This is a genomic window from Streptomyces sp. NPDC102283 (assembly GCF_044766265.1).
Classification (GTDB): Bacteria; Actinomycetota; Actinomycetes; order Streptomycetales; family Streptomycetaceae; genus Streptomyces.
In genome coordinates this window covers 104,842-128,376 of record NZ_JBIWLQ010000006.1, presented here as the reverse complement: position 1 = coordinate 128,376, position 23,535 = coordinate 104,842, and the positions used below count along the sequence as shown (strand labels likewise).

General features: G+C 71.4%; 21 protein-coding genes and 1 pseudogene. 13 read left to right on the top strand and 9 right to left on the bottom strand.

Translation table 11 applies throughout. The features are described from left to right. Window positions 1-343: 343 nt before the first annotated feature. Complete coding sequence (locus ACIRJT_RS14120; RefSeq protein WP_403908425.1) at window positions 344-931, top strand: isochorismatase family protein; 588 nt, start codon at window positions 344-346, stop codon at window positions 929-931. A gap of 36 nt (window positions 932-967) precedes the next feature. Here the strand turns inward: ACIRJT_RS14120 and ACIRJT_RS14115 are convergent, their stop codons facing one another. Together ACIRJT_RS14115 and ACIRJT_RS14110 are read right to left on the bottom strand one after the other, a co-directional pair. After that, window positions 968-1,399, bottom strand: a complete 432-nt coding sequence (locus ACIRJT_RS14115; protein ID WP_403908424.1) for a hypothetical protein — start codon at window positions 1,397-1,399, stop codon at window positions 968-970. A gap of 124 nt (window positions 1,400-1,523) precedes the next feature. Continuing rightward, window positions 1,524-3,926, bottom strand: coding sequence for an immune inhibitor A domain-containing protein (locus ACIRJT_RS14110; RefSeq protein WP_403908422.1), 2,403 nt, complete (start codon window positions 3,924-3,926; stop codon window positions 1,524-1,526). 427 nt (window positions 3,927-4,353) lie between these two features. On the opposite strand from ACIRJT_RS14110, the gene ACIRJT_RS14105 reads away from it, so the two are divergent. After that, window positions 4,354-4,683, top strand: coding sequence for a hypothetical protein (locus tag ACIRJT_RS14105; RefSeq protein ID WP_403908420.1), 330 nt, complete (start codon window positions 4,354-4,356; stop codon window positions 4,681-4,683). Between the two features lie 30 nt (window positions 4,684-4,713). On the opposite strand, the gene ACIRJT_RS14100 is transcribed toward ACIRJT_RS14105, so the two are convergent. Together ACIRJT_RS14100 and ACIRJT_RS14095 are read right to left on the bottom strand one after the other, a co-directional pair. Then, entirely contained in the window at window positions 4,714-5,382 is a 669-nt protein-coding gene (locus tag ACIRJT_RS14100; RefSeq protein ID WP_403908418.1) for an RDD family protein, read from the bottom strand. Between the two features lie 162 nt (window positions 5,383-5,544). Continuing rightward, window positions 5,545-7,197: an RDD family protein gene (locus ACIRJT_RS14095; protein ID WP_403908416.1), complete on the bottom strand. Its 1,653-nt coding sequence runs from the start codon at window positions 7,195-7,197 to the stop codon at window positions 5,545-5,547. A 247-nt stretch (window positions 7,198-7,444) separates the two neighbouring features. Here ACIRJT_RS14095 and ACIRJT_RS14090 point away from each other — a divergent pair, with 247 nt between their 5' ends. Further along, complete coding sequence (locus ACIRJT_RS14090) at window positions 7,445-7,927, top strand: SsgA family sporulation/cell division regulator (RefSeq protein ID WP_403908414.1); 483 nt, start codon at window positions 7,445-7,447, stop codon at window positions 7,925-7,927. Window positions 7,928-7,952: 25 nt separating this feature from the next. Here ACIRJT_RS14090 and ACIRJT_RS14085 read toward each other — a convergent pair whose 3' ends face one another. Beyond that, on the bottom strand, window positions 7,953-9,320 hold the full coding sequence (locus tag ACIRJT_RS14085; RefSeq protein WP_403908412.1) for an FAD-binding oxidoreductase: 1,368 nt from the start codon (window positions 9,318-9,320) through the stop codon (window positions 7,953-7,955). Window positions 9,321-9,411: 91 nt separating this feature from the next. Between ACIRJT_RS14085 and ACIRJT_RS14080 the strand changes: the two are divergent. After that, window positions 9,412-10,518 (top strand): annotated as a pseudogene (locus ACIRJT_RS14080) (tetratricopeptide repeat protein); the annotation flags it as partial. Window positions 10,519-11,230: 712 nt separating this feature from the next. Here the strand turns inward: ACIRJT_RS14080 and hppD are convergent. Continuing rightward, window positions 11,231-12,424: a 4-hydroxyphenylpyruvate dioxygenase gene (hppD, locus tag ACIRJT_RS14075; protein ID WP_403908410.1), complete on the bottom strand. Its 1,194-nt coding sequence runs from the start codon at window positions 12,422-12,424 to the stop codon at window positions 11,231-11,233. A 122-nt stretch (window positions 12,425-12,546) separates the two neighbouring features. Between hppD and ACIRJT_RS14070 the strand changes: the two genes are divergently transcribed. The 8 genes from ACIRJT_RS14070 to ACIRJT_RS14035 all read left to right on the top strand — a co-directional run bounded on the left by ACIRJT_RS14070 (window position 12,547) and on the right by ACIRJT_RS14035 (window position 19,127). Beyond that, window positions 12,547-13,044, top strand: coding sequence for an Lrp/AsnC family transcriptional regulator (locus tag ACIRJT_RS14070; protein WP_371623710.1), 498 nt, complete (start codon window positions 12,547-12,549; stop codon window positions 13,042-13,044). A gap of 16 nt (window positions 13,045-13,060) precedes the next feature. Next, window positions 13,061-13,708 (top strand): ABC transporter permease, encoded by a 648-nt coding sequence (locus tag ACIRJT_RS14065; RefSeq protein ID WP_329155929.1) that lies wholly within the window; start codon window positions 13,061-13,063, stop codon window positions 13,706-13,708. Beyond that, window positions 13,701-14,984: an ABC transporter ATP-binding protein gene (locus ACIRJT_RS14060; protein WP_403908408.1), complete on the top strand. Its 1,284-nt coding sequence runs from the start codon at window positions 13,701-13,703 to the stop codon at window positions 14,982-14,984. Before ACIRJT_RS14065 ends, ACIRJT_RS14060 begins: the two co-directional genes overlap by 8 nt. Then, window positions 14,981-15,850, top strand: coding sequence for an ABC transporter permease (locus tag ACIRJT_RS14055; RefSeq protein ID WP_403908406.1), 870 nt, complete (start codon window positions 14,981-14,983; stop codon window positions 15,848-15,850). Before ACIRJT_RS14060 ends, ACIRJT_RS14055 begins: the two co-directional genes overlap by 4 nt. Next, a complete protein-coding gene (locus ACIRJT_RS14050) occupies window positions 15,847-16,812 on the top strand; it encodes a glycine betaine ABC transporter substrate-binding protein (RefSeq protein WP_403908404.1) in 966 nt (321 codons plus the stop codon). The genes ACIRJT_RS14055 and ACIRJT_RS14050 overlap by 4 nt, the downstream gene beginning before the upstream one ends. 75 nt (window positions 16,813-16,887) lie before the next feature. After that, entirely contained in the window at window positions 16,888-17,502 is a 615-nt protein-coding gene (locus ACIRJT_RS14045; protein ID WP_403908402.1) for an ArsR/SmtB family transcription factor, read from the top strand. A gap of 43 nt (window positions 17,503-17,545) precedes the next feature. Continuing rightward, window positions 17,546-17,746, top strand: a complete 201-nt coding sequence (locus ACIRJT_RS14040; protein ID WP_403908401.1) for a hypothetical protein — start codon at window positions 17,546-17,548, stop codon at window positions 17,744-17,746. A gap of 25 nt (window positions 17,747-17,771) precedes the next feature. Beyond that, window positions 17,772-19,127, top strand: a complete 1,356-nt coding sequence (locus ACIRJT_RS14035) for an MFS transporter (protein WP_403908399.1) — start codon at window positions 17,772-17,774, stop codon at window positions 19,125-19,127. Here the strand turns inward: ACIRJT_RS14035 and ACIRJT_RS14030 are convergent. Both ACIRJT_RS14030 and ACIRJT_RS14025 read right to left on the bottom strand, forming a co-directional pair. Then, complete coding sequence (locus tag ACIRJT_RS14030) at window positions 19,087-19,875, bottom strand: S16 family serine protease (RefSeq protein ID WP_403908397.1); 789 nt, start codon at window positions 19,873-19,875, stop codon at window positions 19,087-19,089. The two genes, ACIRJT_RS14035 and ACIRJT_RS14030, sit on opposite strands and share 41 nt — an antisense overlap. Window positions 19,876-19,987: 112 nt before the next feature. Beyond that, window positions 19,988-20,632: an IclR family transcriptional regulator gene (locus tag ACIRJT_RS14025; RefSeq protein ID WP_018958460.1), complete on the bottom strand. Its 645-nt coding sequence runs from the start codon at window positions 20,630-20,632 to the stop codon at window positions 19,988-19,990. A 548-nt stretch (window positions 20,633-21,180) separates the two neighbouring features. Here ACIRJT_RS14025 and ACIRJT_RS14020 point away from each other — a divergent pair. Beyond that, the gene (locus ACIRJT_RS14020) at window positions 21,181-21,498 is read left to right on the top strand and encodes a hypothetical protein (RefSeq protein WP_403908395.1); all 318 of its coding nucleotides are present in this window, start codon (window positions 21,181-21,183) and stop codon (window positions 21,496-21,498) included. A 74-nt stretch (window positions 21,499-21,572) separates the two neighbouring features. On the opposite strand, the gene ACIRJT_RS14015 is transcribed toward ACIRJT_RS14020, so the two are convergent. Next, on the bottom strand, window positions 21,573-23,357 hold the full coding sequence (locus ACIRJT_RS14015) for a DEAD/DEAH box helicase (protein WP_403908394.1): 1,785 nt from the start codon (window positions 23,355-23,357) through the stop codon (window positions 21,573-21,575). Window positions 23,358-23,535: the final 178 nt, after the last annotated feature.

The following is a 23,535-nucleotide window of genomic DNA, read 5'->3' as shown; positions in this document are numbered from 1 at the left end:
GGCGGGCGCGGGGGGGGGGGCGGCCCCCCCCCCGGCCCCCCGGGCGCGGGCGGCGGGGGGGGGGGGGGGGGGGGGCGGGGGGGGGGGGGGGGGGGCGGGGGGGGGGGGCGGGCCGCCCCCCCCCCCCCCCCCCCCCCGACCGGGTCCGCAACCGAGGGTTTGGCGGACGGGCTTGATTGTGACGGTCCAGTGCCTAGGCTCGAACCCGCGGACACACCCGAAGACCCCGGCATCCCCGTCCCGCCCGCCGCCGTCCCGCTCCGACCCCAGCCGCTCCCGTCCCACCCGCACCGCCCTCCGTCCGCCCTCCATCCGCTCCCGCCCCCACCGAAGGACACCCGCCATGCACCGCGCATTGATCGTCGTGGACGTTCAGAACGACTTCTGCGAGGGCGGCAGCCTCGCGGTGGCGGGCGGTGCCGATGTCGCCGCCGCCATCACCGACCTGATCGGCGCCGCCCAGCCCGGCTACCGTCACGTGGTGGCCACCCGCGACCACCACATCGACCCGGGTGACCACTTCTCGCCCAGCCCGGACTTCGAGCACTCCTGGCCGGTGCACTGCGTCGCCGGTACGGAGGGCGTCGGCTTCCACCCGAACTTCGCACCCGCCGTCGCCTCCGGCGCGATCGACACGGTGTTCGACAAGGGGGCGTACGCGGCCGCGTACAGCGGGTTCGAGGGCTCCGACGAGAACGGGATCGGACTCACCCAGTGGCTGCGCGACCGCGACGTCACCGAGGTCGACGTGGTCGGCATCGCCACCGATCACTGCGTGCGGGCCACCGCGCTGGACGCGGCCCGTGAGGGCTTCGTCACGCAGGTGCTGCTCGACCTGACCGCGGGCGTGTCCGGGGCGACCACGGAGCGGGCCCTGGCCGAGATGCGCACGGCGGGCGTGAAGCTCTCCGGCACACCGGTCGTCGCGTAGCCGCGTCCGCCCCCTCCCGGACCACGCCCCTCGTGCCTACGCGGCCGGGCGGGCCGGTCCGGCGTACCCGGTGGGGCCCAGCAGGGCCCTGATCGGGTGCCACAGCTCCTGGCACGACTGCGGTGACGGGGAGGACCGGGGCGACTGCGGTGCGAGGCCCGGCGACCCGGCCGGGTCCGTCCGCGGGGCGGCCCGCCACAGCAGACCGTCCGGATGGTGCAGCACCGCCGTGACCTCGTCCGGCGTGGGCGGGCGGTCGTTGCCGCGCAGGTAGACCGCTCGCAGCCCCAGATTGCGCAGCCTGGTCAGGGCGCGCGCCCGGTTCGCCGCGTGCACCAGCACCCGCACCGGGGCGCCGGGCCCCGCTCCCGTACCGCCGCAGGAGCCTGTCCCGTCGGCCGGTCTGGTCAGGGTCAGAGCGACCACCACCGTGCCGTTCGGCAACCTGCAGAAACCTCCACCAGCCATGCTCCGCGCTCCCCCGTGAGACGTCGTGTCAATAAGGATGTGAACAAGACGCACCTAAACACGATCGGCCGCCGCCCGCTAGGGGGCGACGGCCGATCATGGTTTGACCTGCGGTTCTACTTGATCAGCGGCCCGAGGGGCTGACCATCACCCGCATCGTCGAGCCGTTGCGGGGCTCCTGGACGATGGAGATGCGGGTGTTCGTGTCAGAAACCTTGACACTGCCCGTGGGGTTCTCCTTGTACCAGTAGGTGCCCTTGCGGTCGTCGAAGACCGGGGAGCCCAGGGCGGGCTTGATGTGCAGCGGCACGTCCGCGTTGTGGAGGGTGAAGCCCTCGTTCGGGTACCAGCTGAACGGCGCGTCGAACGGCTGGATCTTGTTGCGCAGGAGCGAGCCGTCCTTCCACTTCAGCGGCTTGGCGTGCGCGTCGATCGGCAGGATCAGACCCTGGCCCGGGTGGACGGAGGTGTTGTTGTCCTTCTGGGAGGTGTCCCAGAGCCAGACCAGCAGACCGTTCTGGTACGCGTAGTGCTCGACCCAGTCCGGACGGGTGCCGGAGAAGCCGAAGTTGTACGGGCCGACCTTCAACGTCTCGTCGTAGCTGACGTACTGGCGGTTCTCCGCGATGTAGTACTGCGGGTAGTCCTGGGTGAAGGACTCACCGATGCGCGAGAAGCCCTTCGCGGTCCAGCCGTTGTCGTCGCCCTCGGCGTTGTCCGAGAACAGCGCCGCGCCGTCGGCGGTGACGGTGACGGCGTCGGCCGCGAAGCCCTTGCCGCCCGCGCCGCCGTCCGTCTGGTAGCGGAAGCGGAGGTCGACCTTCTTGCCCGCGTGGGCGTCCAGCGAGAAGGACAGCTTCTTGTACGCGCCCGAGACGCCGGTCAGGGCCGGCTTGTCACTGGCGTCGCGCGGGATGGCCTTGCCGTCGGCGGTGCCGTCGAGCGCGGTCCAGTTGGCGCCGCCGTTGTCGGACACCTCGGTGTAGAGGTAGTCGTAGTCGGCCTCGATGTCGTACCAGCCCGAAAGGTCCAGCGTGGCCTTCGACTTGCCGGTCAGGTCGACCGAGCGGGTCAGGGTGTTCGACAGGTCGTCGCCCATGTCGCTCCACCACTGCTTCGCACCCTCGGCGGGCTTGACGACGGTGGTGGTGACGGCCTTCTTCGGCAGCTCGACGAGGAGGGCCTGCGGGTTCTTGGTGTTGTACTCCGAGACACCCAGCTTGTGCAGCGAGGTCTTGCCCGCCTTGGCCTTGTCGTAGTCGAGCCAGCCCAGCTGGAGCTTGTCCCACGAGGTCATGTCGCCCGGCAGGTTGCCGATCTCGCCCTTGCCGGTGCCGAGCCAGGAGCCCGCCGACATCAGGGACCAGAAGCCGACCGAGTTCTCGCCGCCGCCGGAGGTGTCGTACAGGTCCGGGAGGCCGAGGTCGTGGGCGTACTCGTGGGCGAAGACGCCCAGGCCGCCGTTCTCGGGCTGGACGGTGTAGTCGCCGACCCAGATGCCCGTGTCGCCGATCTGGGCGCCACCGGCCTTGTTGTCCGCGGGGCCGGTCGCACCGGCGTTGGTGCCGTACGCGTACCAGCGGTGCGCCCAGATGGCGTTGGTGCCCTCGGCGCCGCCGCCGGCCGACTCGTCCTCGCCGGCGTGGACCAGCTGGAAGTGGTCGATGTAGCCGTCGGGCTCGTTGAAGTTGCCGTCACCGTCGAAGTCGTAGCGGTCCCACTCGTCGTACTCGGCGAGGTTCGCCTTGATCTCCGCGTCGGTGCGACCCTTGGCCTGCTGGTCCGCGACCCAGGCGTTCACGCCGTCGCGCACCGCGTCCCACACGTTGGCGCAGTTGGTCTGGCCGCAGTAGTTCGAGCCGTAACGGGCCTCGTTGTAGGGGACCTTGACCCAGTCGGAGACCTCGCCCTCGACCGAGTAACGGCCCGAGGAGGTCTTCTCGTAGTAGGTCTTGAGCGAGTGGACGCCCTTGCCCTCGCCGAAGTAGAGCTCCCGGAAGTGCTCCTGGTTGTAGTCGGCCTTCCAGGCGGTGCTGTTGTCCTTCTTCGGGTCCGGCTTGGCGATCTTGTTGTGCGCCGGGCCCGGGGCGCCCCCGAACTTCTTGACGGGCGGCTTGGGGCCGTCGCCGTCCGGGTCGAACATGGTGGTGTCGTCGACCTGGTCGCCGAACTCCAGCAGGATGGTGAAGATCTTGTCGGTCTTCTCCCGGCCGAGCTCCACGTACTTCTTGTCGCCGAGCTTGACGACCTTGGAGCCGCTCCGGTTCGCCACCTTCTTGTCCCCGGACAGCACCAGCTCCAGCGCGGCCTCGCGCTGGGCGGCCTGCTCCTCGCTGAAGGGACCCTCCAGGTTGTGCTCCACGTGCCCCTTGGCCGGCGCCGGGTCTCGGCGGTCGACGGTGGAGACACCGGACCCTGATGAGCTGTCATGCGCCTGGGCGGTGGCGAAGGTCGACGCCGTCGCGGCGGTCGCGGCCATGGCCACGACAACGGCAGCGGCGCGAAGCGCCCGTCTCTGATTGGTCACTTGATGCAGTCCTCCCCGGGCGTCCGCGCAGCGACCAGGGGGGTAGAGAACGGGCCGCGCGCGTAAACGCGTCACAAGTGACGACATTCGATCGGAGTTATGAAAGAAAAGACAGACCTTGACTTGAACAGACCAAGTGCACTATGCGGAGCACTCTTCCGGTATGCGGACGGTATGGGAAGGGCATGGGAACGGTAAAGGAACGTCGGCAGCCCGGACCTGGCCGTTCATCGCACCCCAACAGGCGCGTCCCGCCGTCCGGTTGGTGAGAGGCGTGACTCCGTGCGCCCCCTGTGCACCGGTACCGTGCGTTAGGTCACGCTTACTACCGGTCCGGGTCGGGCATTCACCGTCGTAGGGTCGTTCGGCACGCGCGATCGTGCCGAACGCCGCCCGCCCATCCGACGTCCCGAGGACGGAAACCGCCATGCCGCGTCCGACTGCCGCACAGTTCGCCTACGGTTCGGCCACCGTCGTCGTCACGACGCTCGCCCTGCTGCTGCTGTTCCGCACGGAGTCCGGCATCGGCATCGCCGCCGTCGGCACGACCGCGCTGGTCCTCGGCCTCCTCGTCGCCGTACGCCTGCCGCTCCCCCGCCACCGTGGAGCAACGGGGTCCGGACGGACGGCGACCGCCGGCGCCGCCGCCCGAACCCACCACGCCCTGGAGGGCGTCGGGGCCCGGGAGCGGGTGACGGCGGGCCGCTCGACGGCTCAGACACCCGCACCGGCGGACGAGCACTCGCTGCGACGCTGAGCGGGCGACGGGCCGGAGCACGGCCGTCCGCTAGCGGGCCGCCACCACGACCGTCTTGGCCGCCTTGTCCTGCAACCCCTGCCGGTAGGGCTTGTCGGTGAACATCAGCACGATGTTGATCAGCCACCACAGGCACGGGCAGCACAGCAGCGCCGGGGCCCACAGCACGACGGCCCGCATCAGCGCGGCTCCGGTGTCGGGCACCCGCCCGTCGTTGAGCATCGCGACGCGCAGCTTCAGCAGCCGCTTGCCCAGCGTGCGGCCGTCCTTGTGGGTGAAGTAGGTGTCGTAGGCGACGTAGACCACCAGGCCGATGATCGACCACAGCAACTGGTGCCCGCTGTACCCATTGGCGACCGCGTCGCCGAAGCCGTCGTCGCCGTCCCCGTTGACGTCGACCGCGCCGCCCCAGGGCAACGAGATCAGGTACAGCGGGATCGAGATGACGAGGAAGTCGATGAGCCGCGCCAGGATCCGCTTCCCCGGCTCGGCGAGCGGCGGCATCCCGGCCAGAGGATCGGGCGCCCCGAAGCCGCCGCCTCCGCCGTACGGATCGTTCGGCGGAGGCGGCGGGGGCGGCGGGGGCGGCGCACTGCCGTAGGGCTGACCCTCGGACGGCGGCGAGGGCTCCTGCGGCTTCTTGAGGAACGGATCGTCGTCCTCGGGCGGCTGGCCGGGCGTCGGCTGGTCGTTGCTCATGGGGGCAGTGCATCCCGCGTCACCGGGCCCCGCAACGGCTCAGGTGCGTTCGGGGGACACGGAGTGGCATACGAGTCTAAACGGGCCTTTCGCTCCGCGCCCGGCCATGCGTTCTCCCGGAGCCGGCCCGGCCACGCGTTCTCCCGGGTCCGATCGGCCCGCTCAGCCCGCGACGAAGGTGCGGGCCGCCTTGTCGTGCCAGCACTGGCGCCAGGGCCTGTCGATCAGGCACCACAGAACGTTGACCACACCGATGACGAGCAGCCCCAGCACGCCGTAGACGAGCCAGCGGCGCAGGGCCGCGCCCAGGGTGGGCGCGTCGTGGGACTCGATGTCCCGTACGTCGAGCCCGCAGAGCTTCTTGCCCAGGGTCCGGCCCCACTTGGCCGTCGGCAGCGCCTCCAGGAGGAAGCCGATGACAAGGAACGCGACGAGCAGAGCCCCCAGCAGCGACCCGGTGGTGGAGTCCAGCAGCCAGACGGTGACCGTCTCCCCCGTCTCCTTCGCCGCGGTGATCTTCCGGTCGATGTGGTCGAGCGCCCGGGTCGCCAGCGGGACGGCCGCCGCCCCGACGACCGCGCCGAGCACGAGACTGTCGATCAGCCGGGCGGCGAACCGCTTGCCGAGCCCAGCGGGCCGGGCCGACGCCTGGTTGCGGGCGAGTTGCTGGAAGGGATCGTCGACCGGCGGCTTCCAGGGCACGACGGGCTGGTCCGCGCCCGGCCCCTGGTGCTGGATCTGATGCGGTTGATGCTGGTGCGGTTGCTGCTGCTGTTGCTGTTGCGGCTGTTGCGGCTCGGGCTGGGCCAGTTGGGGGGCCTGCCGCGCCCAGGAGGCCGAGCCGCCGCCCGGACCCGGCGTCAGCGGCGTGTGCGGGGCCACCGGGTGCACGGGTGCGGGAGACGGCGTGGGCACGGGGGCGGGTGCGGGGGCCTGGACCGGCCCCTGCCGGACTTCCTGCGGTACGGGGGCGGGAGCCGGGGCGGCAGGGGCGGGAGTGGGCGCCGGTGCCTGCTGCGCCTGCGTCCGCTGTACCTGTGCCTGCTGTGGCTGCGCGTGTTGCGCGTGTTGGGCGTGCTGTGCCGATGGCAGCGGTGCCTGTTGCGCGTGCTGTGCCTGTGCCGGCAGGGCCCTGCGCGCCGGAGCCGGTGCGAGGCTGTTCCGGGCCGCGCCCACGTTCTGCGGACCTTGCTGCGTACCGGCGTCCGACGGCGCCGGGGCGGGCTGTACCGCGCTGGGCCGCACGGCGTTGGGCTGTACCGCCTCGGGCCCGGGGCCACGCGGTCCCACCGCGCGGATCGTGACCGTCCCGTCGGTCGGCGGACGCGCCCCGGCCTCCTCGGCGGGCCGGCCGTCGCCGTCCCGCGTCCCCGGCAGCGCGCCGCCGGTCGGGTCCTGGGCCAGCGGGGCCCTCGGGTCCGCCTGCGGCGACGGGCGGACGGCCGGATCCCGCGTCGGCCCGCCCCAGTCGACCCGGCGGTCCCGGTCGCCGCCGAAACCGTTCTGGTGTGCGGTGTCCGCCTGCCAGACGGACGCGGCGTCCCCGTGGTCCGCGACGGGTTCGCCGGATCCGGCCGGGGGGTCCTGGTGGCCGTCCTCCTCGTCGAAGAAGATCGGCCCGGTCTCCTCCACCGGCGCGGCCTGCGCACCGGCGGCGGGGGCGGCGGCCGGACCCGCCTGCCGGGGCGCGGGGCGGCTCGTGCCGGGGACCCAGGACGCGCCGTTCCAGTACCGGACGTAGCCGGGGATGGAGGGGTCGGGGTAGTAGCCCTCGCGGGGGCTTTCGTCACCGGGTGCCGGAGTTGGCGCGCTCATCAGCGGGTCCCGTATCTCTTCGAGGCCTCAGGCCGTCCCCGCCGGGCGGGCGGACGGCCTCAATACAAGGGTCCACATCTATCAGACAGCCGCCCGCCCCCGGGCCGGTCCACCTGTTTGGGACCACTTTCGGGACCGCGTGAAGTTTTTTTGAGAAGTCGCGTAATAGATGGCGGGGAGGGCGCTCTCTCCTTGTGCGGGACGGTCACGGGGCCGGCCCACGAGCACCGGAAGGTTGTGCATTCTCATGATGAGCATCGTGGAACGTGAGCTGGAGCTGAAGCTGGTCCTGTCCCCCGAGCGGTCCATTCCGGTGCCCGCCCGGCTGACGTATCGCACGGACGACCCGTACGCCGTGCACATCGCCTTCCACATCGGCTCCGAGTCGCCCGTGCACTGGACGTTCGCCCGGGAGTTGCTGGTGGAGGGCGTGTTCCGGCCGTGCGGGCACGGGGACGTACGGATCTGGCCGACGAAGGTCGCGGGCCGCGGCGTCATCTGTGTGGCCCTCACCTCCCCCGACGGTGACGCCCTGCTCGAAGTGAACTCGGCCGCCGTGGCCGCCTGGGTGGAGCGGACCCTGCGGGTGGTGCCGCCCGGTTCGGAGGGCGACCGGCTCGGCCTCGACGAGGCGCTGGCGGAGCTGCTGGCCCCGCTGCCGGCCGACGACCTCTGGCTGAGCGACCCGTGGGCCTCGGACGACGCACCGTCCCAGGACGGCGAGGCGTGAGGACGGCCGGACAGGAGGGTCGCCGTCAGAAGAGCTTGCCGGGGTTGAGGAGGCCGAGCGGGTCGAAGGCCGCCTTGATGGAGCGCTGGAGTTCGATGCCGGTCTCGCCCAGTTCGCGGGCGAGCCACTCCTTCTTGAGGACGCCGACGCCGTGTTCGCCGGTGATGGTTCCGCCCAGTTCCAGGCCCAGCGCCATGATCGCGTCGAAGGACGCGCGGGCCCGGCGGGACTCGTCGGGGTCGGTGTGGTCGAAGCAGACGGTGGGATGGGTGTTGCCGTCGCCCGCGTGGGCGCAGACGCCGATGGTGAGGTCGTACTCCTCGGCGATGGCGGCCGTGCCCGCGAGCAGCGCGCCGAGTCGGGAGCGCGGTACGCAGACGTCGTCGATCATCGTGGCGGACTTGACGGCCTCCAGGGCGGTGAGCGCCAGCCGGCGGGCCTGGAGGAGGAGTTCGGACTCGGCCGGATTGTCCGCGGGGACCACTTCGGTGGCTCCCGCCGCCGTACAGAGCGCTCCGACGGCGGCGAGGTCGGCCTGCGGGTCGGGGGTGTCGAAGGCGCAGAGCAGCAGGGCCTCGGTGGTCTCGGGCAGGCCCATGGAGGCCATCGCGTTGACAGCACGCACGGCCGTACGGTCCATCAGTTCGAGGAGTGACGGGGTGTGACCGCGCTCCATGATCCGGCACACAGCGTCACAGGCGGCGGCCACCGAGGGGAACTCGGCGGCGAGGACGAGCTGCCGGGGCGGCTGCGGCTTGAGCGCGAGGACGGCCTTGACGACGATCCCGAGGCTGCCCTCTGACCCGACGAAGAGCCGGGTCAGATCGTATCCGGCGACGCCCTTGGCGGTGCGGCGGCCGGTGGTCAGGAGCCGTCCGTCGGCGAGGACGACGTCCAGACCGAGGACGTACTCGGCGGTGACCCCGTACTTCACGCAGCACAGGCCGCCGGACGCGGTGCCGATGTTGCCGCCGATGGTGCACGTCTCCCAGCTGGAGGGGTCCGGCGGGTAGTACAGCCCGTGTTCGTTCACCGCGCGTGACAGCACCGCGTTGACGACGCCGGGTTCGACGACGGCGATCCGGTCGACCGGGCTGATCTCCAGGATCCGGTCCATCCTCACCAGGGACAGCACGATGCAGCCGTCCGAGGCGTTGGCCGCGCCGGACAGGCCGGTACGGGCGCCCTGCGGGACGACCGGGACGCGCAGCGCGGTGGCGGTGCGCATGACGTGCTGGACCTGCTCGACCGTGCGCGGGAGCGCGACGACGGCCGGGGTGCCGGCCTCGCAGAAGCTCGCCATGTCGTGGGCGTAGGACGCGGTGACGTCCGGATCGGTGATCAGCGCCTCGGGGGGCAGTCCCGCGCGCAGCCGTTCGAGGAGATCGCTCATGATCCAAGCGTGACACCCGGGGCCAATGGTGTGAACCCGTGGGCGGCGGCGATCCCAAGGCGCGGTGTGCTCGTATGACTGACGCACAGTGATGGCCATGGATGTCATGCCGCAGCAGGAGCCGGAGTCCCGCCAGCCGCCCGAGCCGGCCCCGCAGGACTCGCTGGCCCCGCAGGACTCGCAGGACCCTTACCTGATGCCCGCCGAAGGCGCCACCGCCGTACCCCCGCCGCCGCCCACCCTGCGGACGACGCTGCGCAGGGCCGCGTTCGGCGCACTCGCCGCCGGGGTGCTGCTGGCCGGGGCGTTGGTCGCGGTGGAGGACGGGGAGGGCGACGGGCCGAAGGAGCCGGGGCCGGTCGAGCGGGCCGAGGCGGCGACGACCGCGGGCTCCCCGGCCTCGCTCTCGGACCTCACCGCGCTGATCGGGGACCGGCAGAAGTGGGTGGAGTCCCACCCCGAGGACGCCCCGTCGCTGGCGATGCTCGGCACCGCGTACGTGGAGTGGGCGCGGCGTTCGGCGGACACGACGTACTACGCCCGCGCCGAGGAGATCCTGAAGCGTTCGCTGGAGGCGCGGGCGGGCGAGCGCGGGAACGGGGAGGCGTGGGTGGGCCTGGCGGCCCTGGCCAACGCCCGGCACGACTTCCTCGCGGCGAAGCGGTGGGGCGAGACGGTGAAGAAGCGGCAGCCGAAGGCCTGGAGCGTGTATCCGGTCCTCATCGACGCGTACACCGGGCTCGGCGACCAGAAGGCGGCGACCGCGGCGACGGAGAGGTTCGGCGAGTTGCGCAAGGGCGTTCCCGCGCTGGCCCGCACCGCCGAGCTGTACCGGGGCCAGGGCTGGCGCGAGGACGCGCTGGCCACCGCCCGGGAGGCGGCGGACCGGGCGACGCAGCCCGCCGAGAAGGCCGAGGCGCTGCACCGGCTCGGCGAGCTGGCGTGGGAGCGGGGCGAACCGGAGGAGGCGGTGGCGCAGTTCGACGCGGCGCTGCGCACGGACGCCGGTCACCACGCCTCGCTGGCGGGCCGGGCCCGGGCCCTGGTGGCGCTGGAGCGCACCGACGAGGCACTGGCCGCGTACCAGAGCGCGCTGGAGAAGCTCCCGCGCCCGGAGTACGCCCTGGAACTGGGCGAGCTGTACGAGTCGCTGGGGCTGGACGGGGACGCCCGCACCCAGTACGCCGCGCTGCGGGAGATGGCGGCCGGGGCGGAGAAGGCCGGGGTCGACGAGTCCCTGGTGCTGGCCCGCTTCGAGGCCGACCACGGGGACCCGGACGCGGCGGTGGAGCTGCTGCGCGGCCAGTGGGCGAAGCAGCACCGCAGCGCGGCGGTGGCGGACGCGCTGGGCTGGGCGCTGCACCGGGCGGGCGAGTCGGAGGAGGGTCTGGAGTACGCGCAGCGGGCCGCGGACACGGGCGTGCGGAACGCCTCGTACGCGTACCACCTGGGCGTGATCCAGCGGGAGCTGGAGGACTACGGTCCAGCGCGCCGCAATCTGGAGCAGGCCGTGCGCACGAATCCGGCCTTCTCGCCGCTCGCGGCGCCGCTGGCCGAGGAGGCGTTGGAGGCACTGGGCGAGCCGCCGGCGGGCGGACCGGGCGACATGCAGCCGCCCCCGCCCTCGCCGCCGCCCGCCCCGGAGCCGAAGCGGGAGACGAAGCGGGAGGCTCCGGCCCCCTCGGAGTCGGCTCCGGCCCCCTCGGAGTCGGCTGCGGGCCCGTCGAAGTCCCCGGCCCCGTCGGAGGCGGCGCCGAGCGGCCCGGCGGCGGAGAGGCCGGGGGCGGCCGAGGCCTCGAAGAGCCCCTGACGGCGTCGGGAGCCCTTGACGGGTGCCGTGAACGACGTGGGCCGCCGCGGTCCGGGGTACTGCCCCGGGCCGCGGCGGCGTTCCGCGTGGGAGACGCGGGTCAGAGGTTGCCGCGCTTCTCCTGCTCGCGCTCGATCGCCTCGAACAGGGCCTTGAAGTTGCCCTTGCCGAAGCCCATGGAGCCGTGGCGCTCGATCATCTCGAAGAAGACGGTCGGCCGGTCCTGGACCGGCTTGGTGAAGATCTGCAGCAGGTAGCCGTCCTCGTCGCGGTCGACGAGGATCTTCAGCTCGCGCAGGGTCTCGACCGGCACCCGGGTCTCGCCGGCCCACTCACCGAGGGTGTCGTAGTACGAGTCCGGGGTGTCCAGGAACTGGACGCCGGCGGCGCGCATCGCGCGGACCGAGGCGACGATGTCGTTCGTGGCGAGCGCGATGTGCTGGACGCCCGCGCCGCCGTAGAACTCCAGGTACTCGTCGATCTGCGACTTCTTCTTCGCGATGGCCGGCTCGTTGATCGGGAACTTGACCTTGAGCGTGCCGTCGGCGACGACCTTCGACATCAGGGCGGAGTACTCGGTGGCGATGTCGTCGCCCACGAACTCCTTCATGTTGGTGAAGCCCATGACCTGGTTGTAGAAGCCGACCCACTCGTTCATCCGGCCGAGCTCGACGTTGCCGACGCAGTGGTCGATGGCCTGGAAGGTGCGCTTGGCGGCCGGCTCGACCATCGGCGAGGCCGCCGCGAAGCCGGGGAGGTAGGGGCCCTCGTAGCCGGTGCGCTCGACCAGGGTGTGACGGGTCTTGCCGTACGTGGCGATGGCGGCGAGGACGACGGTGCCGTGCTCGTCCTTGACCTCGTGCGGCTCGGTGAGGCCGCGGGCGCCGTGCTCGACGGCGTACGCGTACGCGGCGCGGGCGTCCGGGACCTCGATCGCGAGGTCGACGACGCCGTCGCCGTGCTCGGCGACGTGGTCGGCGAGGAAGGAGCCCCACTCGGTGGACGGTTTGATCACGGAGGTGAACACGAAGCGGGCGGCGCCGTTGGTCAGGACGTAACTCGCGGTCTCGCGGGTGCCGTTCTCCGGTCCGGAGTAGGCGACCAGCTTCATGCCGAAGGCGGTCGAGTAGTAGTGCGCGGCCTGCTTGGCGTTGCCCACGGCGAAGACGACCGCGTCCATTCCCTTGACCGGGAAGGGATCGGCCTGCCGCTCCGCTCCGCTCCGCCTCGGCTGCTGACCTTCTTCTTGGTGGCCGAGCCCGGTTTCGGGGCTGGTGTGCAGAGTCTCAGTCATGTTCGAAGGCTCTCCCCACATCGCAAGGTGCGCAATAGTTCGCGCATCAGCTGGTCAATGTGCCCAGTGATTCGCCATGATGGCCGGACTATCTGTACAGGGTGACCACAGAAGGCGGCCTCATGGCGATCGATCATCTGGACGGGCGGCTCATCGTGCTCCTGGCGCGCGAACCGCGGATCGGCGTCCTCGAAGCATCCCGGCGGCTCGGGGTGGCGCGCGGAACCGTGCAGGCGCGGCTGGACCGTCTTCAGTCGAACGGCGTCATCCGGGGATTCGGCCCCGACGTGGATCCGGCGGCGCTCGGCTACCCGGTCACCGCGTTCGCCACGCTGGAGATCAAACAGGGCCAAGGGGCGGACGTACGGGCCCACTTGGGCGGCGTGCCGGAAGTGCTGGAGCTGCACACCACCACCGGGCACGGCGACATGTTCTGCCGCCTGGTCGCCCGTTCCAACGCCGATCTCCAGCGGGTGATCGACCGGGTTGTCGGATTTGATGGCATTGTCCGGGCCTCCACGGCGATCGTCATGGAGAACCCGGTTCCGCTGCGGATCATCCCGCTGGTGGAACAGGCGGCCGAGGACACCGACCGCCCCGAGGCCTCGGGGCGTCATTGATCCGAAGGAGTGCCGTGTGAGCTTCTGGGAGTATCTGAGCACCCGCCACCAGCAGCTCCTCACGGATGCGTTCCAGCACGTCAGCGCGGTATTCCAGTGCATGGTCATCGCCACCGTGCTGGGCGTGGTCATCGGTGTGGTGAGCTACCGCAGCGGCTGGGGCGGCTCGCTCGCCATCACCTCCACCGCCACGATCCTCACCATCCCCTCGCTCGCCGCGATCGGTCTGCTGATCCCGCTGGTCGGCCTCGGCGTCGCGCCGACGGTGATCACCCTGACGCTGTACGGGCTGCTGCCGATCGTCCGGAACTCCATCGTCGGGCTGCGGGGCGTCGATCCCTCGCTGGTCGACGCGGCGACCGGCATCGGGATGTCGCGGCCGGCCCGGCTGTGCCGGGTGGAGCTGCCGCTCGCCTGGCCGCCGATCCTGACCGGGATCCGGGTCTCCACCCAGATGCTGATGGGCATCGCCGCCATCGCCGCGTACGCCTCCGGGCCCGGCCTCGGCAACGAGATCTTCCGGGGCATCGCCTCGCTGGGCAGCGCCAACGCGATCAACCAGGTCCTCGCGGGCACGCTCGGCATCGTCGTCCTGGCCCTGCTCTTCGACGCCGCGTACGTCCTGCTGGGACGGCTGACCATCCCGAGGGGGATCCGTGCCTGAGACCGAGACCGGCACCGGGACCGACACCGGAGCGGGCACCACGGGCAAGGCCGCCGCCACCTCCGGGGCCACCATCCAGCTGGAGAACCTCACCAAGAGCTACCCGGGCACCCCGAATCCGGCCGTCGAGAACGTCTCGATGGAGATCAGGGCGGGCGAGACGGTGGTCTTCGTCGGGCCGTCCGGCTGCGGGAAGTCCACCACCCTGAAGATGATCAACCGGCTGATCGAGCCGACGTCGGGCCGGATCCGGATCGACGACGAGGACGTCACCGATATCGACCCGGTGAAGCTGCGCCGCAAGATCGGCTACGCCATCCAGTCCTCCGGACTCTTCCCGCACATGACGGTCGCGGACAACATCGCCCTGGTCCCGAAGATGGTCGGCTGGTCCAAGTCGCGGGTCAAGGACCGGGTGGAGGAGATGCTCGACCTGGTGGGACTGGACCCGCGCGAGTTCCACGGCCGCTATCCGCGCCAGCTCTCCGGCGGGCAGCAGCAGCGGGTGGGCGTGGCGCGGGCGCTGGCCGCCGACCCTCCCGTACTGCTGATGGACGAGCCGTTCGGGGCGGTCGACCCGATCACCCGCGACCACCTCCAGGACGAGCTGATCCGGCTCCAGCACGAGCTGCACAAGACGATCGTGTTCGTGACCCACGACTTCGACGAGGCGATCAAGCTCGGCGACCGGATCGCGGTACTGCGGGAGCGCTCGCACATCGCGCAGTTCGACACCCCCGAGGCGATCCTCACCAACCCGACGGACGACTTCGTCTCGGGCTTCGTCGGCGCGGGCGCGGCCCTCAAGCGGCTGAACCTGACCCGCGTACGGGATGTGGGCATCGCGGACTTCCCGACGGTGACGGTCGAGGACCCGCTCCAGTCGATCTTCAACAAGCTGCGCAGCGGCCCGCACAACGAGCTGCTGATGCTGGACCGCCGCAACCGTCCGTACAAGTGGCTGCGGCGCGGAGACCTGATGCGGGCGCGCGGTTCGCTGGCGCGGGCCGGGCAGTTGGTGCACGACACGGTGACCCGGGACGCCACGCTGCACGACGCGCTGGAGGCGGTCCTCACCGACAGCGGGGGCCGGGTCGCGGTGACCGGGCGGCGCGGGGAGTTCATCGGGGTCGTCGACATGAAGACGCTGATGGACAACGTGCAGGAGCTGCTGGAGGCCGACCGGCTGACGGCGATGGAGCACCAGCACGAGCTGGAGGAGCTACGGGTCCACCGGACGGAGCAGGAGCTGGAGGGGGGTGGCGGCGGAGCATGAGCCCCAGCCATCGGTCCGGCTCCGGCAAGGGTCCGGCCGCCCCCACCCGTCCGCCGGGCGAACACGACGTCAAGGGCCACGCGTTCCACGACGAGGAGAGCGACCCCTCCCCCGCCCCGGCCGCGCCGCAGCGCCGGTTCACCTGGCGGAAGCTGGTGGTCCTGCCGGTGGTGCTGGTGGTCATCGTGGTCGTCACCTACGTCTGGATCACCAACATCCATCTGGACTCGATCGCGGAGAACTCCCTGACCGGCGGCAATGTGCAGCTGCGCTGGTGGCAGCATGTGCGGCTGACGGCGATCTCCACGTTCTGGGTGCTGGTCATCGCGATCCCGCTGGGCATCGCCCTGACCCGGCGGCGGCTGCGGAAGGCTGCCCCGGCGTTCACCGCGCTGGCCAACATCGGGCAGGCGACGCCCGCGATCGGGCTGCTGGCGCTGCTGGTGATCTGGCTGGGCATCGGCCCGCGGACCGCGATCATCGGGATCGTGATCTACGCGGTGCTGCCGGTGCTCTCCAACACGGTGGCGGGCCTGCGGGCGATCGAGCCGAACATGATCGAGGCGGCGCGCGGGATGGGGATGTCCGGCCGGGGCGTCCTGATGAAGGTGGAGCTGCCGCTCGCGGTGCCGCTGATCCTGGCCGGGGTGCGTACGGCACTCGTCCTGAACGTCGGTACGGCGACGCTGGCGACGTTCGGCGGGGGCGGCGGGCTGGGCGACCTGATCACCTCGGGGATCCAGACGCAGCGGATGCCGGTGCTGATCATCGGCTCGGTGCTGACGGTGGTGCTGGCCCTGCTGGTGGACTGGCTGGCCTCGCTGGCCGAGTTGGCGTTGACGCCGCGCGGGCTGGAGGAGCGATGAGGAGGAGACTGCTTCTGGTGGTGGTGCCGGTGCTGCTGGTGAGCGGCTGCGGGCTCAAGAGCGGTTCGCCGATGGTGGACGACGTGTCGCCGGGGTCGGTCGGGCAGGGCGAGCCGCTCAAGGGCGCGTCGCTGACGGTGACGTCGAAGAACTTCAGCGAGAACATCATCCTGGGCCAGATGACCGGCCTGGTGTTCAAGGCGGCCGGGGCGGAGGTCCTGGACCGGACGAACCTGCCGGGTTCGATCAGCGCGCGCGAGGCCATCATCAACGGCGACGCCGACGCCCAGTGGGACTACACCGGCACCGGCTGGATCACCTTCCTCGGCCACGCGGACCCCATCGTCGACCCGAGGAAGCAGTACGAGGCGGTGCGGGACGAGGACCGGGGCAACGGGGTGGTGTGGCTGCCGCCGGCGCCGCTCGACAACACGTACGCGCTCGCCATCAGCAAGAAGAACAACGCGAAGTACCGGCTGAAGACCCTCTCGGACGTGGCGGCCCTGGCGAAGAAGGACCCGGGCGCGGTGACGATCTGCGTGGAGAACGAATTCGCCTCCCGGGACGACGGGCTGCCCGGCATGGAGAAGCGGTACGGGATGCAGATCCCGGCGGGCAACATCCGGAAGATGGACGCCGGGATCATCTACACCCAGGTCTCCGGGTCCGACTCCTGCCTGCTGGGCGAGGTGTTCACCACCGACGGCCGGATCAAGGCGATGAACCTCGACGTCCTGGAGGACGACAAGAACTTCTTCCCCAACTACAACGCCTCCCCCGTCATCCACGAGGCGACCTTCGAGAAGTACCCGGTGATCGCGGAGCTGCTGGACCCCCTCGCCAGGAAGCTGACGACGGAGGTCGCGCAGACGCTGAACGCCAAGGTGGACGTGGAGGGCGAGGACCCGCACGAGGTGGCGAAGGAGTGGCTGGTGGCGGAGGGGTTCATCGAGGAGGGGTGAGTTGCGAAGAACCGTTGCAAAGAATCCTTGCAAAAAAGTCTTGCAAAGGATTCTTTGCATCGCTACCTTCGCACCATGGCAGAGAACGAGGACGCCCGCCCCTACCGCTACGACGGCACCGACCGGAAGATCCACCAGGTCGACGCCCGCACGTTGCGGGCCATCGCACACCCCCTCCGGATCCGGCTGCTGAAAGCACTGCGCGAGTTCGGACCGGCCACCGCCTCCCGGCTCGGTGAGCGGCTGGGCGAGTCGAGCGGCGCGACCAGCTACCACCTGCGCCAGCTGGCCGAGTCCGGCATGGTCGAGGACGCCCCGGAGCTGGGCAAGGGCCGCGAACGCTGGTGGCGGGCGGCCCACGACGGCTCGACCGTCGAGAGCGCCGAGTTCCGGACGCACGCCGACCCGGAGGTGCGCGGAGCCATCGACTTCCTCCTCCACGAGACGGCCACCGGCCACGCCCAGGAACTGAACACCTGGCTGGGCACGATGGACGACTGGCCACAGGAGTGGCAGCGCAGCTGGGACATGAGCGACTTCACGATCCGCCTCACCCCGGAGCTGGCACTGGAGCTGTCCCGGAAGGTCTTGGAGCTCGTGGAGGGCTACCGGGGCCGCGTCCCCGACGACACCGAGGGATCGGCCGTCGTCCGGACCCACCTGCACACCTTCCCGCGCCGTTCCGAGTGAGCACCGAGAATCCAACAGCCCGCCACCCGAAGGGAATCGCCTTATGCACGCCGATGTACACCACGTCCTGCACACCGCCCGCGCGGCCGAACTCCGGAGCGAGGCGACGGCGTTCCGCCTCCCCCGCACCAGCCTGCGCTCCCGGGTCGGCTGGACCCTGGTCGAGGTCGGCCTCCGGCTGACACAGGGTCAGGACAGGTCCGCGACCCGCGCGCCCCGCACCGGCGCCTTCCGTACCGCATAAAACCATCTCGGGGGGAGAGCGCACCATGGGGAACCGCACCCCGCTCGCCGCCACGCTCGCGGCGAACGCCGTATCCACAGCGGGCACTTCACTGACCCTGATCGGCGTCCCCTGGTTCGTCCTGGAGACCACCGGAAGCCCGGGTCGGGCCGGGTTCGTCGCCTTCTGCGCCACCCTGCCGATCGTCGTCGCCGCCCTGATCGGCGGACCGGTCATCGACCGGATCGGCCGCCGCCGGGTCGCCATCGCCTCCGACGCCGTGTGCGCGTCGGCCATCGCCGCGATCCCGCTGCTGCACTTCGCCGGCGTCCTCGACTTCTGGATGCTGTGCGCGCTGATGGCGGTCAACGGGTTCGCCCACACCCCGGGCAACACCGCGCGCTACGTCCTGATCCCGGATCTGGCCGAGCACGCCGGCACCACGCTCCCCCGGGCCGCCAGCCTCTTCGACGCGGTCTCGCGCGGGGCCCGGATGGTGGGCGCGGCGCTGGCCGGCGTCCTCATCGCCTTCGCCGGCGCGGAGACGGCCCTGCTGCTGGACGCGGCGACCTTCGCCCTGTCGGCGCTGCTGATCGCCGCAGGAGTACGGGGCATCCGCGCGGCCGAGCCGCGGAAGGCCGAGGCCCCGGTCTCGCTGCGCGTTTACGGCTCCGAACTCCGCGAGGGATACACCCACTTGTTGGGCAACCGGCTGCTGCTGGCCATCGTGGTCATGGTGATGTTCATGAACGGCACCGACCAGGGCTGGTACGCCGTCCTGCTCCCCGTGCACGCCGAGGCCGAGCTGGGCGGCGCGACCGCCATCGGACTGCTCACCGCGATGTTCGGGGCGGGCGGGCTGGTGGGGGCCCTGCTGTACGGGGCGGTGGGGCACCGGTTCTCGCGGCGGACGGTGTTCACGGTGTGCGTGATCCTGTGCGGCGCGCCGAGGTATCTGGTCGCCGCGGTGACCGGGACGACGCTGCCGCTCGCGGTCACCATGCTGCTCGGCGGGATCGCGGGCGGCGTGCTGAACCCGATCCTGACGACGGTCGTCTACGAGCGTGTGCCGGACCGGCTGCGCAGCCGGGTGTCGGGGGTACTGACGGCGGGCAGCGAGTTCGCCATGCCGCTGGGCGGGCTCGCGGCCGGGCTGCTCGTGGAGGGCGCGGGCGCGACGGGGGCGCTGCTGGCGCTGGGCGGGGTCTACTTCCTGGCCACGCTGAGCCCGCTGGTGTTCCCGTCCTGGCGGACGCTGAACGACGTGCCGGGGGCGGAGCCCGTACAGCCGGCGTCATCCGTACAGTCGGCGTCATCCGTACAGCTGGCGCCACCCGTAGGGTCCGAGCCGTCGGCGCAGGTCAGCAGCCCGGTACCTTCCCGCCCGACTCCAGGGCCTTGAGCGAGCCGACCGCGTCCTTCAGCGTGGAGACGGGCACGATCCGCAGCCCGTCGGGCGCCTCGGCCTCCGCCTGGGCGCACTCGGCCTTCGGCACGAGGAAGACGCTCGCCCCGTCGCGGTGGGCGCCCTGGGCCTTCATCGACACACCGCCGACCGCGCCGACCTTGCCGTCCGCGTCGATCGTCCCCGTACCGGCGATGGTGCGTCCGCCGGTGAGGTCGCCGCCGGAGCCGTTGCCGTCGAGCTTGTCGATGATGCCGAGGGAGAGGAAGAGGCCGGCGCTCGGGCCGCCGACGTCGCCGAGGTCCACCTCGACGCGCATCGAACCGGGCTCGCGGTCCAGGTAGTCGAGGGCCGCGTCGACGGCGACGTTCTGCGACTGCTTCATGTCGTCGAGGTTGTGCTTCTCGATCTCCTTCTCGGAGCCGCCGGTGGGATAGACGGAGTCGCGCGGCATGACCGCCCGGTCGGTCCGGAACCAGCCGTCGATCACCTCGCCGATACGGACGTCCGCCTTCGGCCCGGTGGCGAGGATCGTCGTCATCCTCAGCTGCCCGTCGGTGGGCCGGGTCTCGGCGCCGGTGATGGTGATCACCGGCCGCCCGTCGTCCTCGCCGAGCACGTCCGCGGTCAGCCCGGGCCGGGCCAGGGTGAACGGCAGCGGTGCGAAGGCCGCCGTACCGAAGAGGGCGAGGACGGGCAGCGCGCAGAGGGCGAGGACGCGGGGGCGCGTGAGACGAGTGAGCACGCACCCAATCTAACCGCCGCCCTCCGCCCGGAACGCTCCAGGCGTACGCCGTCCCCGCAGCCCCCGCCGTCCGCGCGGGGGCGGGCCCGGGCGCTCCCCGGCCGGTACGCGCCTACCGCAGCGCGTCGGCCACCTCCCGGGCGGCGTCGAGCACGCGGGGCCCGACCCGCTCCGGTACGGCGTCGGCGAGCATGACGACACCGACGCTGCCCTCCACGCCCGAGACCCCGACCAGGGGCGCGGCCGCCCCGCTGGCCCCGGCTTCGAGCTCGCCGTGGGTGAGGGTGTAGCCGGGGTGTCCGGCTTCCGTCGTCTGCCGGGCGGACAGGATGGCCCGGCCCGCCGCGCCCCGGTCCAGCGGATGCCGGAAGCCGGCCCGGTAGGCCACGTGGTAGTCGGTCCAGGTGGGCTCGACGACGGCGACCGCGAGGGCGTCGCTGCCGTCGACGAGCGTGAGATGGGCGGTGGCCCCTATGTCCTCGGCCAGGGAACGCAGCGCGGGCAGCGCGGCTTCCCGGACGAGCGGGTGCACCTGTCGGCCGAGCCGCAGCACACCGAGGCCGACCCGGGCGCGGCCGCCCAGGTCACGGCGGACCAGGGCGTGCTGCTCCAGGGTGGCGAGCAATCGGTAGACGACGGTCCGGTTGACACCGAGCTTGTTGGACAACTCCGTGACGGTCAGGCCGTGATCGGTGTCGGCGAGCAGTTTGAGGACGCGCAGTCCTCGGTCGAGCGTCTGGGAGGTCTCCGCTGTCACGACGCCCTCTCCTCTTCGGGGTGAGCGACGACGGTCCTGCTCCGGCGGGGTTGCGACGCCGGTCCCAGCGGCGACGCACGGAGAGGCCGCCGGCCTGGCAAGGCACCGGCTGCGCTCCGCGGCGGCGTTGCCACGGGGCGTTCATATGGCGGGGACAGTAGCGATCCAGTCCGCTCAGCGGAAGTCCTCGTCCAGAATCCGGTCTCCGGACCCGGAGCCCCGGAACGGCCCGCGCATAAGGGCCGGTCAGCGGGACGACGTCCGAAAAGCGGACATCTACGCGCGTTCACGTGTCACGACGGGTGCACGAGAGTGCGCACCCGGGGGTGAACAGGCGTTAACACTGCGTAAAGGATTGGTACACGATTCCCCGCGCCTCCCGACGCGACCAGCAAAAGCCACGACCACCGGAAGCCGGCAGCTCCATCTGTTCGGAATGTGTGACGAAGAACGGTTGGGGCGACCTCGCGGCGCACATGATGGGTAGCTTCCCTGACACGCGACCGCCCGCAGAGGGACGGCCGGGCTCACGGGAGGCGTTCGGATCCATGGCGCGGGAGGAGTTCGAACAGCTGAAGGCCGACGCGGCCGACCAGCGGTCGCAGCGGGTGCAGCTGAACCAGGTACCGCCGGAACCGGGTGGCGGGGACGGCAGCCCGCAAGGAGACCTCGCGGTCAACCGGACGGATCTGGCCGCGATCGGAGACGCGGCCTTCGCACTGCGTCAGGACTTCGGCCGGGTCAGCGAGCGCGCCCGCGCCGCTTCTACCGTCCTCAACGACGTCGCCCGTGCCCTGGCCGGGGAACTCGGCTGCGCGGACGAGGCAGCGTTGCCCGTCCGGGTCCCCGAGCCCGCGAACGGCTGAGGGCCCGGCGAGGACGGGAGGAGGGCGGAACGCGCATCCGTACGCGCCCGCCCTCCTCCTTCCCGTCCTCCCGATCACGTCATGCGCGTCGCCCACTCCTGGACCTTCACGATGCGCGTCTGGATCTGGTGCGCCGTGGCCTCCGCGCTCGGCGGGCCGCCGCAGACCCGGCGCAGTTCGTTGTGGATCACGCCGTGCGGCTTGCCGCTCTGGTGGGTGTAGGCGGAGACCATCGTGTTGAGCTGCTTGCGCAGGCTCAGCAGCTGCTTGTGGGTGACCACGGGCCGGGCGTCGGCGGGCTTCTCCAGGAGGTCGGCCTCCTCGGCCGGCTTCTGGCGGCTGTGTGCGATCTGCCGGCTCTGCCGCTTCTGGAGGAGGAGCTGGACCTGGTCCGGTTCCAGGAGCCCGGGGATGCCGAGGTAGTCCTGTTCCTCCTCGGAGCCGGGGTGGGCCTGCATGCCGAACTCGGCGCCGTCGTACAGCACCCGGTCGAAGACCGCGTCGGACTCCAGTGCCTCGAAGGGCAGTTGCTCCTCGGTCTCCTCGTCCTCCAGCCGCTCCGCGTCGGCGAGGAGCTTGTCCTCCTCGGAGAACGGGTTCTCCTCGTCGCTGCCCTTCTTCGGCTTGTCGAGCACGTGGTCGCGCTCGACCTCCATCTCGTTGGCGAAGTCGAGGAGCATCGGGATCGTCGGCACGAAGACGGACGCGGTCTCGCCGCGCCGGCGGGACCGCACGAAGCGCCCCACCGCCTGGGCGAAGAAGAGCGGCGTGGAGATCGTCGTCGCGTACACGCCGACGGCGAGGCGTGGCACGTCGACGCCTTCGGACACCATGCGGACCGCGACCATCCAGCGCGACTCGTCCCCGCTGAACCGGTCGATGTTCTTGGAGGCGGCCTTCTCGTCGGAGAGGACCACGGTCGGCGTCTCGCCGGTGACCTTCTTGAGGATCTTGGCGTACGCGCGCGCCGACTCCTGGTCCGTCGCGATGACGAGCCCGCCCGCGTCGGGGATGCCCTTGCGGACCTCGGTGAGCCGCTTGTCGGCGGCGGAGAGCACGTTGGGGATCCAGTCGCCGGTGGGGGCCAGCGCGGTGCGCCAGGCCTGCCCGATGGCGTCCTTGGTCATCGGCTCGCCGAGCCGCGCGGCGATCTCGTCGCCCGCCTTCGTGCGCCAGCGCATGTTGCCGCTGTAGCTGAGGAAGATGACCGGGCGGACGACGCCGTCGGCGAGCGCGTTGCCGTAGCCGTAGGTGTAGTCGGCGGAGGAACGGCGGATGCCGTCGTTGCCCTCCTCGTACGCGACGAACGGGATCGGGTTGGTGTCCGAACGGAACGGCGTACCGGTCAGCGCGAGCCGCCGGGTCGCCGGGTCGAACGCCTCCTGGCAGGCCTCGCCCCAGGACTTCGAGTCACCGGCGTGGTGGATCTCGTCGAGGATCACGAGCGTCTTGCGCTGCTCGCAGCGGTTGCGGTGCAGCATCGGACGGACGCCGACACCGGCGTACGTCACGGCGACCCCGTGGTACTCCTTGCTCAGCGGGCCCGCGCTGTAGTCGGGGTCGAGCTTGATCCCTATCCGCGCGGCCGCCTCCGCCCACTGCTTCTTGAGGTGCTCGGTCGGGGCGACGACGGTGATCTGCTGCACGACGTGGTGGTGCAGCAGCCACGACGCGAGGGTCAGCGCGAACGTGGTCTTGCCGGCGCCGGGCGTCGCGACGGCGAGGAAGTCGCGCGGCTGCTCCTGGATGTACCTCTCCATGGCGCCCTGCTGCCAGGCTCGCAGCTTGCCGGCGGTGCCCCAGGGGGCGCGGCCGGGAAAGGCGGGTGAGAGGTGGTGGGAGGCGGTGGTAGTAGTCACGGTCTCCGGTTCGGGGCTCTCGGGTACGTGGGGCGCTGTCCGCACCGGACCCGGCCCTGATCGGACCGGCCCGCGATACGACAACCGGGCCACCCTACCGGGGGCCCGGAGAAGATCTCGTACGAACGAGCCGTGGTGCGGTTCCGTTGAGACGCTCTTCACAGGGACGCCGGCCGGG

Bases quoted from the DNA above. Each gene is read 5' to 3' on its own strand.
- ACIRJT_RS14120 (WP_403908425.1), top strand. From the start codon at position 344: ATGCACCGCGCATTGATCGTCGTGGACGTTCAGAACGACTTCTGCGAG.
- ACIRJT_RS14115 (WP_403908424.1), bottom strand. From the start codon at position 1,399: ATGGCTGGTGGAGGTTTCTGCAGGTTGCCGAACGGCACGGTGGTGGTC.
- ACIRJT_RS14105 (WP_403908420.1), top strand. From the start codon at position 4,354: ATGCCGCGTCCGACTGCCGCACAGTTCGCCTACGGTTCGGCCACCGTC.
- ACIRJT_RS14100 (WP_403908418.1), bottom strand. From the start codon at position 5,382: ATGAGCAACGACCAGCCGACGCCCGGCCAGCCGCCCGAGGACGACGAT.
- ACIRJT_RS14095 (WP_403908416.1), bottom strand. From the start codon at position 7,197: ATGAGCGCGCCAACTCCGGCACCCGGTGACGAAAGCCCCCGCGAGGGC.
- ACIRJT_RS14090 (WP_403908414.1), top strand. From the start codon at position 7,445: ATGATGAGCATCGTGGAACGTGAGCTGGAGCTGAAGCTGGTCCTGTCC.
- ACIRJT_RS14085 (WP_403908412.1), bottom strand. From the start codon at position 9,320: ATGAGCGATCTCCTCGAACGGCTGCGCGCGGGACTGCCCCCCGAGGCG.
- hppD (WP_403908410.1), bottom strand. From the start codon at position 12,424: ATGACTGAGACTCTGCACACCAGCCCCGAAACCGGGCTCGGCCACCAA.
- ACIRJT_RS14070 (WP_371623710.1), top strand. From the start codon at position 12,547: ATGGCGATCGATCATCTGGACGGGCGGCTCATCGTGCTCCTGGCGCGC.
- ACIRJT_RS14055 (WP_403908406.1), top strand. From the start codon at position 14,981: ATGAGCCCCAGCCATCGGTCCGGCTCCGGCAAGGGTCCGGCCGCCCCC.
- ACIRJT_RS14050 (WP_403908404.1), top strand. From the start codon at position 15,847: ATGAGGAGGAGACTGCTTCTGGTGGTGGTGCCGGTGCTGCTGGTGAGC.
- ACIRJT_RS14045 (WP_403908402.1), top strand. From the start codon at position 16,888: ATGGCAGAGAACGAGGACGCCCGCCCCTACCGCTACGACGGCACCGAC.
- ACIRJT_RS14040 (WP_403908401.1), top strand. From the start codon at position 17,546: ATGCACGCCGATGTACACCACGTCCTGCACACCGCCCGCGCGGCCGAA.
- ACIRJT_RS14035 (WP_403908399.1), top strand. From the start codon at position 17,772: ATGGGGAACCGCACCCCGCTCGCCGCCACGCTCGCGGCGAACGCCGTA.
- ACIRJT_RS14020 (WP_403908395.1), top strand. From the start codon at position 21,181: ATGGCGCGGGAGGAGTTCGAACAGCTGAAGGCCGACGCGGCCGACCAG.